The organism is Cytobacillus sp. Hm23 (assembly GCF_051842895.1).
Taxonomy (GTDB): Bacteria; Bacillota; Bacilli; order Bacillales; family SM2101; genus Nanhaiella.
Window position 1 is genome coordinate 21,430 of the sequence record NZ_JBPXRQ010000008.1, and the last position, 14,413, is coordinate 35,842.

A 14,413-nucleotide genomic window follows, 5' to 3' on the forward strand; every position below is an offset into this window, starting at 1 on the left:
GCAATATCGTTATTTCTTGAACTTCGCCAATTTGTGAGGCTCGCTGTAATTCGTAGTCGGCTCGGTTTTGTGCCTCTTCCTCCGTTGTGATTAAATGCGCCGAGTGGCCGCGCCACTCTAGTAATCTCTCGCCGATATTTCTGATTGAAATTGGACTGTTCGAGGCGTTATTTCACGATTGTTACCAGCCACTACGATTACTTTGTTACATAGTTCCTTCGTGTCTAAACGTTTAACGCTGCCGGCATAGGTTGTATACTGCGATTTATCATACGTTTCAACAATCGGGGCATTTTCATAATCTACCTTCTGGCGAAATCGTAAATAACCGTTATTATCAAAGTAAATATCGTAATTAGCGAAGTCAGCAAGCTCTTTCATTGCGTCACCCCGTGCCGTTCCCGTATCGTAGTTGAGTGTGTACGGAATGGTAGCGTCACAAGGGTCAAAAAGAAGATTATTAATACCGCCTTCTACCGCAATCAATTCAATCGCGTCATATACCGACGAGCCCGTTTCTATCGTGGTGTTGTACGTAAAGTTTCCGATTGGACTGCCGTCAAGTAAGCGCCATTTATCACCACCGCTAATTTCGGCTATTACATTACCGTCATGGCTAGAACTTGCAGCCGGGCCATCGATAATAAAAACGCCGAGTGAAATCCACTCGACGCTGTCATATGAAACGTATAACCGTATTCTTTTGTTGAGCCATATCCGCCCTCCTGCCGACCAATTAAACTCGTTATAATCATTCTCGAGTGTTAGCGCAAAACTACGCCTTACACCTCTTGTCTTATCGATGTCAATAGAACCGTCAATAGCTTTCGAGGTCATTACGTCAATTACTTGTTCATCGCGATCTAGTAATTCTAGTTTAATATATACATCGGCGATTACTTGCTTTGCTGTTATTTTGAATGTATCACTTGCAATAATCACGGCTTATCACCTACTTCGACCCAATCTACTGACAACGTTTCTCCTTCGATGTTTGGAGTCCGTTGTATATTAAAAATATTCACACGCCAACTATCATCTCGCCACGACTTTAATAATAACGGCTTTCGTTTTAGTGCTAACCTTCGTAATCTTTCGTAATCCTCACGTTCAGATAATAGATCGGTAATCGTTCCTCGTTCAGCGTAGTATTGACCGTAACGTATAAACGGTTTTTCTGCGAATGTTCGAATTCCTGCGCGATCTTCTTCGAGTGGAATCGGAGTAGGGAACGTGTTGTATAAAAACTGAAACAAAATATGTGTCGGATTATCTTCGTCAACAAGCCAATATCCGTTGTGAGTTGGCGTAATTCGTTTACCGATTGCGTCTCCTTCAACGCCATTGACTGCAATAGGTTTAACTGCGTATTCGTACTCTCGTTGAGCAACGACTGTGTAATCCGTATAGTCATACGCTGGAATATCTTCGTCATTGGCAATTTGGTAGATTTTCTTACCGTCACGCATTACGTGCCATTCTCCGATATGCAAGCCGTTGAAAACTACTTCGCCAGCTTCAAGATTACCGTCAAAGTGTGCGAGTAATATGGAGTTACCACCGATTTCTCGGCATTGCTCCCACAGCGCCGTGTTCTTCGGCTGCTCAATCATCGCGCGATATATTTTAGTCCGGAAGTCCGACCGTTTATGTAAAATGTTCATTAATAAAGCGTCGTGGTGTACGGTCGTTCCCATGTATACATACGCTGTTAATTCACCTTTCGGGTCGCCGAGTGGCATAACAACCGACGTGAACCACTCGCGAAGTTTCTTTCGAAGTTCCGGCGTTGATGCGTTTGTGTTGGCGTCCTCTAAATCATCGCAAATAACCAAGTCAGGGGGATTACGATCCCAGTTACGACCGCGTAAACGTTGACCGGTCGACGCTGCTTGAACTAACGCTACTCGTTCGCGTCTGTGTTGTTCGCCAACAATCGGATGCCAAGCGATGAACTCGCTTGAATTATCCTTTTCGTTCCCTTGCAATTTTGGGTCGAGTAATGGGCCGAAGTCGGCGCGTAATTTTTCGTTATATTTCAGTTGATTCGAAATCCAGTCCATGTTGGCGCTCGATACGTCCGGTGTTTCCGAAATAATGATGATATATTTGCGCAATCGGTACACGACCTCATGTATAGGGTACGCCTTTGAAAGAAACGACGATTTAGCGTGAGATCGGGGCGCTGCGACTCCGACCTTATCATTACGCTTAACGTATGATACTTCGTCCATTAGCCCACAAATTTCATGGTGAAACGATGGAGCGTTTGCTAATACGTTGCTAGGTGGTTCGTTTTCCGGATCGAAATCGTAACTCGGAATCCAGTTACCGGAGTTTTCCGGGTTCAAGTCCTCACTTAAATATTCGTATGCGAAATAGAGCAAGTCACGTTCGCCACGATGAATTCGGTTGTAACGCTCGAGCTTTTCGATTAGTTCGAAATAGTCCTGCGCAATTTCCACCGGCATTTCTTCGGCTGAGGTATATTCAGCGTCTATTAACGTAATAATGTCGTTTATTTCTTCGATTTTACGCTGTCGTTGGTCGTATTCGAGCCATTCGCCATTTTCCCACGCCAATAAATCGCCCTCCTTTCCGTTTTAGTGCACGCGAATAAGCCCACCGTTGATGGCGAGCTTTTTGAACATATAAATTTGCGTTATGTTAGTTCGGTGTAAATGCAATAGCTAACGGTCTATCTCCAACGTCGACGGTTGAGATAACTGAATGGGTTTTTACATCGATTACCGAAACTGTTCCTTGAGTAGCATTTCCAACATAAGCAAATTTTCCATCCGGAGTAAATTCAGAAAAAAGTTGATTGTTACCCACTTGAACTGTCGCTACTACAGCATGAGTTTTCGTATCTATTACCGTTACCGCATCTCCAGTAGAAGAATTGATATATACTAACTTTCCATTCGGTGAAATGGCGATTCCTGTAGGGGGCGTACTTCCAGCACTTACAAACACAGTTGCGATAGTAATGTTAGTTTTCACATCAATTACTGAAACAGTGGAATCGCTTGTATTCACAACATAAGCAAGTTTTCCATCAGGTGTTATTTTAACGTTCTGTGGTTCATTTCCTACCATCACAGTAGCGATAACAGAATGAGTTTTTGTATCTATTACTGACACGTTATTACTTGGATTATCATCCGTTCCTTCATTAGCTATATAAGCTAACTTTCCATCCGGAGTAAATGCCAACTCTACCGGAGTCTCCCCTACTGGCACTGTAGCAATAACGGAGTGTGTTTTCGTATCAATGACTGAAATGTTATTCGAATCCCTATTCACAACGTAAGCTAGTTTTCCATCCGGAGTAAAATCGACAAACACGGGCCTTCCACCCACGTTTACTGTGGCTATAACAGAGTGTGTTTTCGTGTCTATGACCGATATATTATTCGATCCTGCGTTCGTTGCATAAGCAAACTTTCCGTCGGAGGTAAAAGTTATACCGTTAACAAAATTGAAGTCTATCCCTAATGGGACAGTAGCAATTACTGAGTGTGTTTTGACATCGATTACAGACACAAAAGCCATATCACTTGCGTCATCTGCAAACAACACATAAGCAATTTTACCATCTGGTGTGATTGCAATAGTGTCCGGCGGCCCTTCTACAGAAACAGTAGCAATAACAGCTTGGGTTGTCGTATCTATGATTGATATTGTTTGGGATTGAGTGTTTGAAACATAAGCCAGTACCATTCTGTACCGACCTCCTTACAATCGTTTTTACCAGTGTATGCGAGAGTAAGGTCAAAGTGATTTTTAATATCCGCATTGTTTTTCCACCTGACAACGCTTTTTCGATAGGGTGGCTTGGGGGTTGCATACATTATTCATTCGATCGTATAACGAATGTAACAGAAAGTCTTTTTGTTACATTGAAGAAACGCTCGAACGATTGATATAACAACGTTTGTTAATGATACATAATCCCCAATACCCCTACTCGCCATATACATTCGGGGAATCCCAGTATATCAACGTTCTATACTACCGCCTATCCTACCAGGAATGTATAGAATCCTGTATATTCCTCAAAGTGTTCGGGGTACCGCGCGTCGGGTATGCCGTGCAGACCTAACTACACGGTTGTGTCATTCCATCACAATTTACTTCTACAGTCAGATTTTCTCCACTCATAACCATCAGATCTATTTTAGTTACATTTAGAAATGAATAGAGTTTGCTAGAGAGAGTACCAATACCATTTAAAGTTAGGGTTATGGGATGTATAATACCATTTGAAGTAAAGTTAATAACTACCTCTCCTACACCGGCTGGATCTTGACCTTCAAATAATACGACCTCACCATGCAATCCAACTGCTCTACCAATGTATACTTCCGCTATATTATTAGTCGTACTATTTAAACCTTGATTTACCACATTTATATCATCCGCTAACAATTGACAGGGACAATCACACGTTTTATCCTTACCGGTAGTACTCCCGCAACAAGTACTTACTTTCTTATACTGACTCATTGATCTACCTCCATAATCACAGTTTAATACGGTATTTTATGCCGATATTTATAACCGTGATTGGACGTACGACCTCAGCCGACATCAAGTCCGTCCTATTATTCCGCATCCCTTCCTATTAACTATCGCTCACTATTCGTCAGTGTCTACCGTTTGCTTAAATCGTTCGATCTTCGCTTTCATATCCGACATACTTACGCCTTCCTCTTTACCTTTCGAATCGACTTCGACTTTCTCCGTTAACATACTATGCGCCTGCAACAACGTCCTAAACATCGCAGCATTACCGTCCTTGATAATGTGATCGGGTATCGACTCCATTACTTCCGGTAATCTGTCGAGTGTGTTGCGCATAATCTGACGATTTAATTCTTCGTTAAAATGATCGAGTTTACGCCAACGCTGTAATGTACGTTCTGTAACGCCTACCTCTTCGGCTATTTCAGTGTACTTCATTCCGTTCCTTTTCGGCATTGCTAATATCGTAATTGCCGTGATCTGTGCTTCCGTTAAATTCCGTGCCATAACTAACGCCCTCCTTTCCGTTTGATTAAACGATAATATGACGTTGGTAATCTTAATACTTTATCATCGGTATACTTAACGTCTATATCACCGTTGAAATATACGTTATCAACGTTAAAGATGCCGATATAACTTACGTATACTAGATCGTCTATTACCGGTAACTCATCGTATATAACGGAGTAGTTTGCGAATATATAACCGAAATCATCCGTTTCTTTTAATAGCGCCATACACACCGCCCTTTCAATCGATTTAATAAGTTCAAAACCATTGTGCCGCCTTTCGCTTCGCTCAATTCGTCACTGTCCTTTATTACTTTCCTCGGCGATTATTTAATAACCAACGATAAAGGGGCCACAGCGACGAATGTAGTGAAACGGAATGAGGCGCAATCTAGGTCGGTAGACAAAGATTAAGATATAATTTCGCACTCAAAATCGCTACATCCCTTGTCGCTCTTAGTACGAACCCTGTTTTTGGTTGTGCGAATAAAGTCGTACTTTTCGCCGATTTGTGCGAATAAGGTCGTACTTGTTATCAATTACGTAATTCTAATTGAGAATCAACGTCTTTTCTTCACGTTAAACATGGCGAGCAAAGTGTCGTCCGGCTTCTTGTTTTGACGATAAAACACACTAGGATTAAACGTATATCGCTCCGGCTCGGTGCCGACCTTAATCCTCGCAACCACGTATTCGCTACCGAACTTCATTTTCGGAAGCCTTCGCCCTAACGTGTCAGGATGAACGCCCAACACTTCCGCCAATTCCTTACGATTAAACCACGATATTTGCTTCGGGTCTTGCTCGAAAGGGTTAGCGCATAACGCATTCGTTTCCATGTGAACGTAAGGTAACATACGATATATCAAACCGATGTCAGTCGCCTTTACTTCGCAATATACACGCTTGATTTTTGCCGTGTACGACTTAATAACGTACTGATCTTCGAATGCACCTTTGAAATGATAACGTTCATTAACCGCGTAAGTGTCGTCGCTGTTTTCGATAATAATGCCGTGATCAACACACGCGTCATAGAAGTCGTAAAATGTGCGTGGCTTCTTATCGAGTTGTAGGACGGTCATCATTTGTGATTTAGTCATTGGCGACTTATCAGCGTTAGTTAATGCGCCGCCGCCATAACCAACGTAGCACTGTAATAACATTAAATAACCGCATTGTGCCGTTGTTAGTACGCTGTACACTTCATGTAAGTTTCGCATATTGGACGCAGTAAAGTCCGCTTGTCGACCTTTGCGCCATTGCTCGCGTTGTTGCTCGGCTTTGAATGCTTGCGATTGTTCGATACTGACCACTCGATGTGTATCAACTGGCGCTGACAATCGTGGTTCGCCGTTTTCATCTACATAAGAAAAAACACCGCTAAAATAACGGTGTTCGCTGGTCGTGCCTTGTATTTTATTTGTCATTCGTTATCCTCCAATTAATTATTTAACGGAAAGGTTGGCCGGAACATACCCGGCTCATGCGTTAACCTTTCGCAAAATAAATAAACCAACCACGTTGATTGTGCTATCAGTTAACTACAAAATATTTACTTATACGTCTAATCAACAACGTACAACCTCGCATATTATGCTTCAAATAAACTATGAAATGAGGTTTAATTATGGGTTCTTATGTTCCAAAATCATCATGTTGCGGTAGCACTAAAACTGTCACCAAAGAACAAACCGCGTGTTGTGATTGTCCTGCTATTACTGGCGGTAATGATGGAGAGTTTAATCTTGCCTGCGGTAGTCCACCATATACTATCTTTGCTGGAAATACAAATTCAACCGTAAATGGTACTATTGAAGTAAATCCAAATTCACAATGCGGCATTGATATAATAGTTGTCTCTAACGGCAATAATATTCCTTTTAGTATTCCTCCTGTGAATGATCCAGCAGTAACTAATAATAGTAACTCTTTGTTTATTTCGATGAGTAATGTAACATCTATTACAGTTACATGTAACTCAACAGGTACCGGCAACTGTTTAGGTGAGTTTGATTTTATTGCGTCAGAAAGATGTATTACACAATCTCCTTCGCAAAATATACCTTTTAATTAATTTTCTTCGATTCTTCAATGGCCCTCAAAAGAAATAATTTCGTCTGAGGGCGACCGTTTACACTACGATGCAAGCATTGCTTTAAACAATTTGCCCTCGCCCTTAAAACGCAAAAACGGAAACAACTTAACGATTGCCCCCGCCTCAATTAACGATACTACGAATCGGATCGTGATAACTGGCGACCCAACGCTTACCTACGTCAGTAATTTCGTATTGCTCAGCTTCTTTGCGCTTGCGATATGCCGCAGCTTGACGGCGATTAGTCAGCCGTGACTTCTTCACCTGTTGAACGATCGATTACTAGAATGTTAGTTATTGCTATCACCTCCGTTACTCTGTGCCTCCAACTCCCGAAGTGCCTGCGATTCTTTCCTCGCTTTACGTTGAATCATCTTTAAACCGGTAATAGCTTCTGAAATATCAACGTTTAATTTCACTGATAACTCGCCAACTTTGCGCTCTTGCGCCATGTTAGGTCGCCTCCTTTTCCGAAATATAACAAAGCGCATTGATTTACTATTACCTTTAGAACACCAAAATATTTACTCTTACGCCTAATCAAAACGAATTAATTAACGATACAATACCACAAACAAACTATGAAATGAGGAAGAATAATGAGCGCGTATGCTTCAAAATCATCGTGTTGCGGTAGCACTGTAACTACTACCAAAGAACAAACTGCATGTTGCGATTGCCCGGTAATTGTTGACCAATGCTCAGGGAGAATAGAGCGAGAGTGCGGTAGTCCAACATTTTCTTTTTTCAATGGAAATACTATAGGATCTGTAAATGGTACAATTAATATAGAACCTACTACAACATGTGAAATACTGATAGTAGTAACCTCAAACGGGATGGATATTCCTTTAGGTCCTTGTATCAGTGGGGATGTTATATGCATCTCATATAGAAACGTCACTCAAATAACTCTTACATGTACTAATGGAGGTACAGGAGAAACTTGTGTGATAAATTATAACTTTACTATTACTGAAAGATGTATATCTAACACCGTTGTTCCGAGCACTCCTATACGATAGCGTTAATTCGCGCACTGACCGCCTCCTTTGACTAATATAAAAAGCCAACCACATTGATTTGCGGTTGGCCATTAAACACCAAAATATTTACTCTTACGCCTAATCAAAACTAAATAATTAACCATACAATACCGCAAACAAACTATGAAACGAGGTAGTAAAATGAGTGCGTATGTTTCAAAATCATCATGTTGCGGTAGCACTGTATCCACAGTCAAAGAACAAACTGCTTGCTGTGATTGTCCTATGGAAATCATCAGCGAGGTGGTGATATTAACATAGCGTGCGGTGAATCCATGACTATTTTAGCAGGAAACTTTAGAGGTCTACTGACCGGAAATATTGTTGTACTTGATTCATCTGAGTGTGGACTCCGTGCTACGATTACGACAAATGGTACAGATTTTGTGTTCGATGTACCTCCGAGAAATGATCCAGGTCAAAATGATAATGTATTCACTTTTTCATATACAAACGTAACTCGAATCACAGTTATGTGTTTAAGTGACGGTGGAGATAATTGTATCGGATCTTATTTCTTTAAGTTCTTCGATAGATGTATAAGTACATCGCTACCGAATCAGTAGCTCAATCGCTCTCAGACGAAATTATCTCCGTTGAGGACGACCGTTTATATTTAGATACAAGCAATTTATCATCGGATTTAGGTCTCTATATACTGCGATAAGGATTACAGAAAAATATACACATTTACTTAAAATATTTTCGAATTATTTCCGCTTTCCTTCTATTTAATAACAGTATCTCTTCTTTTACTTCCTGCACTCTATTTCTACTTTGAATATAATCGCTAGAACAACCGTTATATTTATTGTTGTGCCAGTCTTGAAACTTTAGTTCTTGCTGTAATTCTTCTAATTCAGACGCAAGAGCATCGATATCATGTTCTAAATTGTACAATTCGTCAGCTCTAGCGCTGGAATTAACGTACACTTTTTCACGATTATACTTAGGTTCAAACGTACTAATAACATGTGTTTCGTATATATCTCGCTCTGCCCCGTCATCGATGTAATATAAGTCAATTCGGTATGCCTTCATTTTTGTACAAAGTGTAGGTGATTACTAGGTAACGCCACCTTTATATTCCGCATTCTTTCAGTATTTCGCAATCCACCCATACCACTACCGTTCTTAGGATCTCCGGTTGCTTTTCTTTGATAGCGTTTAACACTTTCTTCTTTCATTGGATGAGCAACATCGTACGGATTAAATATAATATCTTCATGCTTTGCGAAATGAAACACAGGTTCAAATGCGTTTTTAAATCTATTTTTCAATTTGCCGGGAAAGCCGTTTTTAGTCCAGGTGAACTCATCAACAAATCTAAAACCCACTTCCCTCTTCAATCGGATTAATAATTCATAAACGTATAGATGACGTTCACCTTTATCGCAGTGTGCTTTAATATTTAAGAAAAAGGATCCCGTAGGCTTTAAAATTCTCTTAATCTCTTGTGCGATCGAAATAAACCAATCGTTATACTCCTCGGCCTTAATCCCTCCATACGTTGTTTCTCGCCTATCCGCATAAGGAGGACTTGTGACGACTAAATCAACGCTATTATCCGGCAACAACCGCATACCCTCGATACAATCCATTTGATAGATTCGATTCAACTCAACGCTACCTAAAAGTTTCTTTTTACTCATTTTATTACCCACCGTTTCCCATGCCGTAAATTATACCAACATTTGGTGATTACGAAAATGCGATAATTCAAGAACTAAAATCATTAGAAATAAATACCTTAGATGCTTTAGATAGTATCATTGGTAAGGATATAAAAAGATACGGATATGAAGAAAGGACATTTACTGCCTCCCTTAGAGACATTATGATCATTTATGATGCTGAAGATTTCTTTTCCAGTGCACAATTTGATAGAGATATACCGTTCGGTATAAATCATATGGATTATCAATTATATAAAAACAACGGTGTTGATGTAGATCAATTAATGAAGAAATACAATATAATTGAAATCCCATTTCAAGGTTTTGTTTAGAAACCTCTAGAATTAACATAGTCTGTACTATTTTCTACAACAATATTGAGTGCATCACAACCAATCCGCCAACTCCGAAAACTTGTCGCTAGCCTTTACGCTCCTCTCTACCTCCCCCTTTCGTTGTTCCTCCACCAATACTCGTTGCCAAATATTACGCTTATAGCTCCACATGAACCCGAAACTAATACCGGGGTATTGTGGCGTTGGCCTATATTCCGCAAAGCATTCGTCAATAAATTGGCGTAGTAACTCCGGTTCGTGTTGGCGTGGCTTCTTTGCTGTTCCGATGATATTGCCGATTAGGCCCTGTTCGACTCGCCAGCTTCGAAAGGGTACGTAATCAACTCCGTAGAGCTCTTTATGGCGATCGTCGAGATAAGCGTGAAATGTTGTCGAGTTCCAGGTCGTAATTTCCCTTGCTCGCCAGTCGCGTGCTACGGGTAATTTTTGCCATTGCGTTTCACTTCACTTTCGTTTGATATTAGGCGTTTTAACTGCATTGATACGTATTGTATTAGCGTTGAGTTAAGACGCCTATTTTGCCGTGTTTGATACGGTAGAATGATAGTTTATGCCTTCGATTTTGTTGATCTAGGAATTGCCGTACTTTAGTCAAATATAATAAGTTAGAAAGGAGGTAATGAGCGTGAAAAAGTTAAAACGAATTCTCCTAATTTCCGCAGTTGTTATTACTGCTTATGCCGGCACGTCACATTTTACAATTAACGAAATTTTTGCCGGTCCACCATGTAACGGTTGTTCAGATGATAGTAATCAATAATGTTTAAGAAGAGTGATGCTATTCGGCGTTGCTCTTTTTACTTTCCACCGCCCCTTCCGGCTTAATTTTGAAACTTCTTGCGAACTCGATTAAGCATTCATCGCAAAGATCGAACGACGATTGTTCGTAATTAATATACGCTGTAATAGGATGATAGGCTTGCGCGTAATCGCCCGCCTTAACCTCGGCTTGTTTGCCGCAGCAATTACAAGTCACTTGCGTTACTGATTCGGTTTTTATCGTTACCTTTTCGAAAACTCTCATCGTACTATATCCTCCTCCCTTATAAATACCGTGTTATTTAACGTTCTACCCTTTCCGAGACTAATTACATTCGACGGTGAATAACGCCCTGATCTCACGCTGAAATGATTGAATTTCATTGAGTAATTCCGCTAAGGTAGCCGCCCCACTCTCGCGAATACGTTGATCGACTATCCATTCGAGTGCTTGCCCACCGATCGGCAGTAAGCTACCTCGCGCCATTTGACTGTAGGTTCCGGCGATGAACCCTTCACTTTTAGTTCAGCCCATCTTGGCGATTTAGTTGGGTCGGCGATGTACTTGCGAGTAACAATAACGTTGAGTGAGTCCGAGGTTAATCGGTAGTTATCGTTTACTTGAACGTTCATGAATGCGCCTCCTTTTCAGATAGTTTAATAATTACTATAGTGACTATTACACCGAGTAAGTAAGTGATATACCCTACGATTGGTATTGATTCTACGATAGTTAACGCGATGATCTGTATTATTAGACCGGCTATTAACGCTATTAACATTCTCATACGCATTACCTCCGTTTCTTTTAATGTCTTATGTACCTCTTATCGCTGAGTACTTTAACGTTAATCTTTAAGTTAGTTAATAGACACCGCGACAAGGTACTTGGCGCTATCTTTTATCTTCTTAGTGTCAACACTCGCTATGTTCGTCGTTACGTTGTCAGTCGTTGTTTACATGGTTAAATATTTCGAGTCTACTAACCGGTAAAACTGTATATCTTGTGTTCTCGAACGTTCCTCCTTTCGCCCTCCCTTTTTTCGCAATTACAACCGGCCTCCCTTCCCAACGATAATCTAGCAATTTTTGAATATACTTATTCGCTGTCTGTCTACTAACGCCAAGCCCGTTGGCGATCGAACTCTGCGTCGGATAACACTCGCCTTTTTCATTCATAAACGAAGCTATCACGCAAAGGGTCGTCCAGTTTTTCGTTCCCATATCGCCAATTAGCCCCGACTGGACTGCATCAACGTACATTTTGACGAAGATTCTAGTTTCGGATTTGCCGGACGTTAAGTTATATTCGGATTGTGATTCGATGGAAATTAGCTTGCTGTCCGCCATGATTTAAGTCAACACCTCCAAGTTAATCGCATAATAACATTGCTCGAATCGGTTAGTACGGATATGGCTCATCTGTTCCTTATAAACGATCGGCTCGCCTTTCCATCGGAAGTCGCATAACGCTTTAATTCGACGGCAAACTGATTCTCGACGCATTTTCAAAATGTCGGCGATGTGTTCTTGAGTGACGTTAGTAGTTCCTTCCTCTTTTGTGTAGGCTGCGAGGAGGCAAAGCGTTTGCCATCTTTCGGCGCCCAATTCGGCTAGTAGTCCGATTTTTGTAGCGTGTGAGATTGATATATTGTTCATAAATTACGATTCTCCTTTCGGAATAAATCCATTTGATTAAGTATTCGTATAATAATACCCGCGAGGATTGTAGTCTGCGCACTTTTCAGCAAATATTTTTTTTTCGTTACCTCCTCCGTTTAATGTCTCATGATATTATACGACCTCTAATCCAAATCCTCACAAAATCTCGTAGGCTTTCTCGTTTAGCTGCGTTTAACACACTAATATATAATGGGAAATTGAAGAAAAAGATACTCTATAAGTTAGTGGCGTAAAGGAGGACTGTAGAAGGAAAATGAGTTATTAACACGAATAAATAATGCTAACAGAAAAACATCACAAATACATACTACACAAGGTCAAGGAATTTCAGCATTTATATTTCCCTTCCTGGACTAGCGATTTTATCTCGTTTAATCACAAACGGGGCTTTTTCACTTCTCACGATGGAATTCATCGCATAATTTGAAATATACGAATTAAAGGAGGACGACAATGTTTGCTTATGTAACAAATATAAACGATAGAACTGTCTCAGCTATTGATACTAAAACCCATAGCGTGATTGCGACTATACGGGTCGGTGAAAACCCTCAGAATGTCGCCTTTTCACCTGATGGCAAGCTCGCTTATGTAACTAATAGCGGTGATATGACTGTGTCTGTTATTGACACGAAAACGCATTCTGTTATTGCTAATATTCAAGTAGGTGCAGCACCAACTTTCGTTGAATTTACACCTGACGGGAAACTTGCTTATGTGGTTAGACGCGGAGATGCCATGGTCTCAGTCATAGATGTGAAAACTCATCGTATAATGGCTACTGTGGAGGTTGGTGGTGGCCCATTTTTTGTTTCGATTACACCCAACGGAAAACTCGCTTATGTGACAAGTTCAGATGCCCCAGGAACAGTATCCGTTATTGATACAAAAACGCATTTTGTTATTGCGACTATAAATGTTGATGGTTTTCCACAAGATGTAAAATTTACACCTGATGGGAAACTTGCTTATGTAGCTGGCTCTAATGGAAATAACCCTTCTATTGTCTCCGTTATTGATACGAAAACACACTCCGTAATTGCTTCTGTTACTATAGGTCTTATGGCGTTTAAAATTGCGTTTACACCAAACGGCAAGCTCGCTTATATAACGAACGCTGGAACTGGCCCTCAAGCAAGTAACTCCGTTTCCGTCATTGATGTAAAAACGCATAATGTGATTGCAACAGTTCAGGTTGACGGCATTCCGTTTGATGTAGCGATAACCCCGAATGGAAAACTCGCTTTTGTTTCTGTTGCCGGTAGCAATAATAATAATACAATCAGTGTTATAGATACTAAAACACACTCTATCATTTCTAACATAATTACTGGTTTTGTAATCGGCACCGCCCTTTTTATAGCTTTGTCCCCTGATGGAAAATTAGCGTATTTCCCTAACACAATTGGCATGGGTATAGTCACAGCTGTCGATGTTAAGACTCATTCTATCATAGCCTCTATACCGGTCGGTTCGGAACCATTCTTTATAGCCTTCACACCAAATTAACCCCACTCATTACGAACGGGGTTAATTTTGGGAGGTTATTCACCGATTATGGCGTAGTGTTCCCCTCTTACCTACTTATTATTCGTCAAAACCTGAAACTGTATCGTCAACACTTGCTGTTTAGTACAGTGTTCCTTTAACCGTTCTCCATTAAAAATACCTTCCTACCTCACCCAAACAATTGTTTTTCGGTGTTTGTAGAAAGGACTTCTTGAGAAACTACATTCTAGCTTTGATCAACTAGTCC

The 14,413-nt window shown here is 40.7% G+C and carries 19 protein-coding genes; 5 read left to right on the top strand and 14 right to left on the bottom strand.

Annotated elements, in window-relative coordinates; genetic code table 11:
* Positions 1-117: 117 nt before the first annotated feature.
* The 7 genes from ACSVDA_RS06475 to ACSVDA_RS06505 form a co-directional block, all read right to left on the bottom strand.
* Positions 118-942 (bottom strand): hypothetical protein, encoded by an 825-nt coding sequence (locus ACSVDA_RS06475; RefSeq protein WP_485881783.1) that lies wholly within the window; start codon positions 940-942, stop codon positions 118-120.
* Positions 939-1,742 (bottom strand): hypothetical protein, encoded by an 804-nt coding sequence (locus tag ACSVDA_RS06480; RefSeq protein WP_485881785.1) that lies wholly within the window; start codon positions 1,740-1,742, stop codon positions 939-941. The genes ACSVDA_RS06475 and ACSVDA_RS06480 overlap by 4 nt, the downstream gene beginning before the upstream one ends.
* 925 nt (positions 1,743-2,667) lie before the next feature.
* Positions 2,668-3,723: a cytochrome D1 domain-containing protein gene (locus ACSVDA_RS06485; RefSeq protein WP_485881786.1), complete on the bottom strand. Its 1,056-nt coding sequence runs from the start codon at positions 3,721-3,723 to the stop codon at positions 2,668-2,670.
* 378 nt (positions 3,724-4,101) lie between these two features.
* A complete protein-coding gene (locus ACSVDA_RS06490; protein ID WP_485881788.1) occupies positions 4,102-4,509 on the bottom strand; it encodes a hypothetical protein in 408 nt (135 codons plus the stop codon).
* 132 nt (positions 4,510-4,641) lie between these two features.
* Positions 4,642-5,034: a phBC6A51 family helix-turn-helix protein gene (locus ACSVDA_RS06495; RefSeq protein WP_485881790.1), complete on the bottom strand. Its 393-nt coding sequence runs from the start codon at positions 5,032-5,034 to the stop codon at positions 4,642-4,644.
* A 2-nt stretch (positions 5,035-5,036) separates the two neighbouring features.
* On the bottom strand, positions 5,037-5,267 hold the full coding sequence (locus ACSVDA_RS06500) for a hypothetical protein (protein WP_485881792.1): 231 nt from the start codon (positions 5,265-5,267) through the stop codon (positions 5,037-5,039).
* A 332-nt stretch (positions 5,268-5,599) separates the two neighbouring features.
* Positions 5,600-6,469 carry a hypothetical protein gene (locus ACSVDA_RS06505; RefSeq protein WP_485881794.1) on the bottom strand — a complete coding sequence of 290 codons (870 nt, stop codon included), beginning with the start codon at positions 6,467-6,469 and terminating at the stop codon, positions 5,600-5,602.
* A gap of 200 nt (positions 6,470-6,669) precedes the next feature.
* Between ACSVDA_RS06505 and ACSVDA_RS06510 the strand changes: the two genes are divergently transcribed.
* A complete protein-coding gene (locus ACSVDA_RS06510) occupies positions 6,670-7,116 on the top strand; it encodes an S-Ena type endospore appendage (RefSeq protein WP_485881796.1) in 447 nt (148 codons plus the stop codon).
* 311 nt (positions 7,117-7,427) lie between these two features.
* Here ACSVDA_RS06510 and ACSVDA_RS06515 read toward each other — a convergent pair whose 3' ends face one another.
* Positions 7,428-7,589, bottom strand: a complete 162-nt coding sequence (locus tag ACSVDA_RS06515) for a hypothetical protein (RefSeq protein ID WP_485881798.1) — start codon at positions 7,587-7,589, stop codon at positions 7,428-7,430.
* Between the two features lie 98 nt (positions 7,590-7,687).
* Entirely contained in the window at positions 7,688-8,041 is a 354-nt protein-coding gene (locus tag ACSVDA_RS06520) for a hypothetical protein (protein WP_485881799.1), read from the bottom strand.
* Positions 8,042-8,401: 360 nt separating this feature from the next.
* Here ACSVDA_RS06520 and ACSVDA_RS06525 point away from each other — a divergent pair, with 360 nt between their 5' ends.
* Positions 8,402-8,749, top strand: a complete 348-nt coding sequence (locus ACSVDA_RS06525) for a hypothetical protein (RefSeq protein ID WP_485881800.1) — start codon at positions 8,402-8,404, stop codon at positions 8,747-8,749.
* A 124-nt stretch (positions 8,750-8,873) separates the two neighbouring features.
* On the opposite strand, the gene ACSVDA_RS06530 is transcribed toward ACSVDA_RS06525, so the two are convergent.
* Together ACSVDA_RS06530 and ACSVDA_RS06535 are read right to left on the bottom strand one after the other, a co-directional pair.
* Positions 8,874-9,224, bottom strand: coding sequence for a hypothetical protein (locus tag ACSVDA_RS06530; protein ID WP_485881801.1), 351 nt, complete (start codon positions 9,222-9,224; stop codon positions 8,874-8,876).
* Positions 9,221-9,784, bottom strand: a complete 564-nt coding sequence (locus tag ACSVDA_RS06535) for a DNA-methyltransferase (RefSeq protein ID WP_485881803.1) — start codon at positions 9,782-9,784, stop codon at positions 9,221-9,223. The genes ACSVDA_RS06530 and ACSVDA_RS06535 overlap by 4 nt, the downstream gene beginning before the upstream one ends.
* A 236-nt stretch (positions 9,785-10,020) precedes the next feature.
* Here ACSVDA_RS06535 and ACSVDA_RS06540 point away from each other — a divergent pair, with 236 nt between their 5' ends.
* Together ACSVDA_RS06540 and ACSVDA_RS06545 are read left to right on the top strand one after the other, a co-directional pair.
* The gene (locus tag ACSVDA_RS06540; RefSeq protein ID WP_485881805.1) at positions 10,021-10,191 is read left to right on the top strand and encodes a hypothetical protein; all 171 of its coding nucleotides are present in this window, start codon (positions 10,021-10,023) and stop codon (positions 10,189-10,191) included.
* Positions 10,192-10,834: 643 nt separating this feature from the next.
* On the top strand, positions 10,835-10,975 hold the full coding sequence (locus ACSVDA_RS06545) for a hypothetical protein (RefSeq protein WP_485881806.1): 141 nt from the start codon (positions 10,835-10,837) through the stop codon (positions 10,973-10,975).
* Between the two features lie 18 nt (positions 10,976-10,993).
* On the opposite strand, the gene ACSVDA_RS06550 is transcribed toward ACSVDA_RS06545, so the two are convergent.
* The 3 genes from ACSVDA_RS06550 to ACSVDA_RS06560 all read right to left on the bottom strand — a co-directional run bounded on the left by ACSVDA_RS06550 (position 10,994) and on the right by ACSVDA_RS06560 (position 12,324).
* Positions 10,994-11,239 carry a hypothetical protein gene (locus ACSVDA_RS06550; RefSeq protein WP_485881808.1) on the bottom strand — a complete coding sequence of 82 codons (246 nt, stop codon included), beginning with the start codon at positions 11,237-11,239 and terminating at the stop codon, positions 10,994-10,996.
* Between the two features lie 364 nt (positions 11,240-11,603).
* Positions 11,604-11,762 carry a hypothetical protein gene (locus ACSVDA_RS06555; protein WP_485881810.1) on the bottom strand — a complete coding sequence of 53 codons (159 nt, stop codon included), beginning with the start codon at positions 11,760-11,762 and terminating at the stop codon, positions 11,604-11,606.
* 157 nt (positions 11,763-11,919) lie between these two features.
* Complete coding sequence (locus tag ACSVDA_RS06560) at positions 11,920-12,324, bottom strand: helix-turn-helix domain-containing protein (protein ID WP_485881812.1); 405 nt, start codon at positions 12,322-12,324, stop codon at positions 11,920-11,922.
* 786 nt (positions 12,325-13,110) lie between these two features.
* On the opposite strand from ACSVDA_RS06560, the gene ACSVDA_RS06565 reads away from it, so the two are divergent.
* Positions 13,111-14,166 (top strand): cytochrome D1 domain-containing protein, encoded by a 1,056-nt coding sequence (locus ACSVDA_RS06565; RefSeq protein WP_485881814.1) that lies wholly within the window; start codon positions 13,111-13,113, stop codon positions 14,164-14,166.
* Positions 14,167-14,413 lie beyond the last annotated feature (247 nt).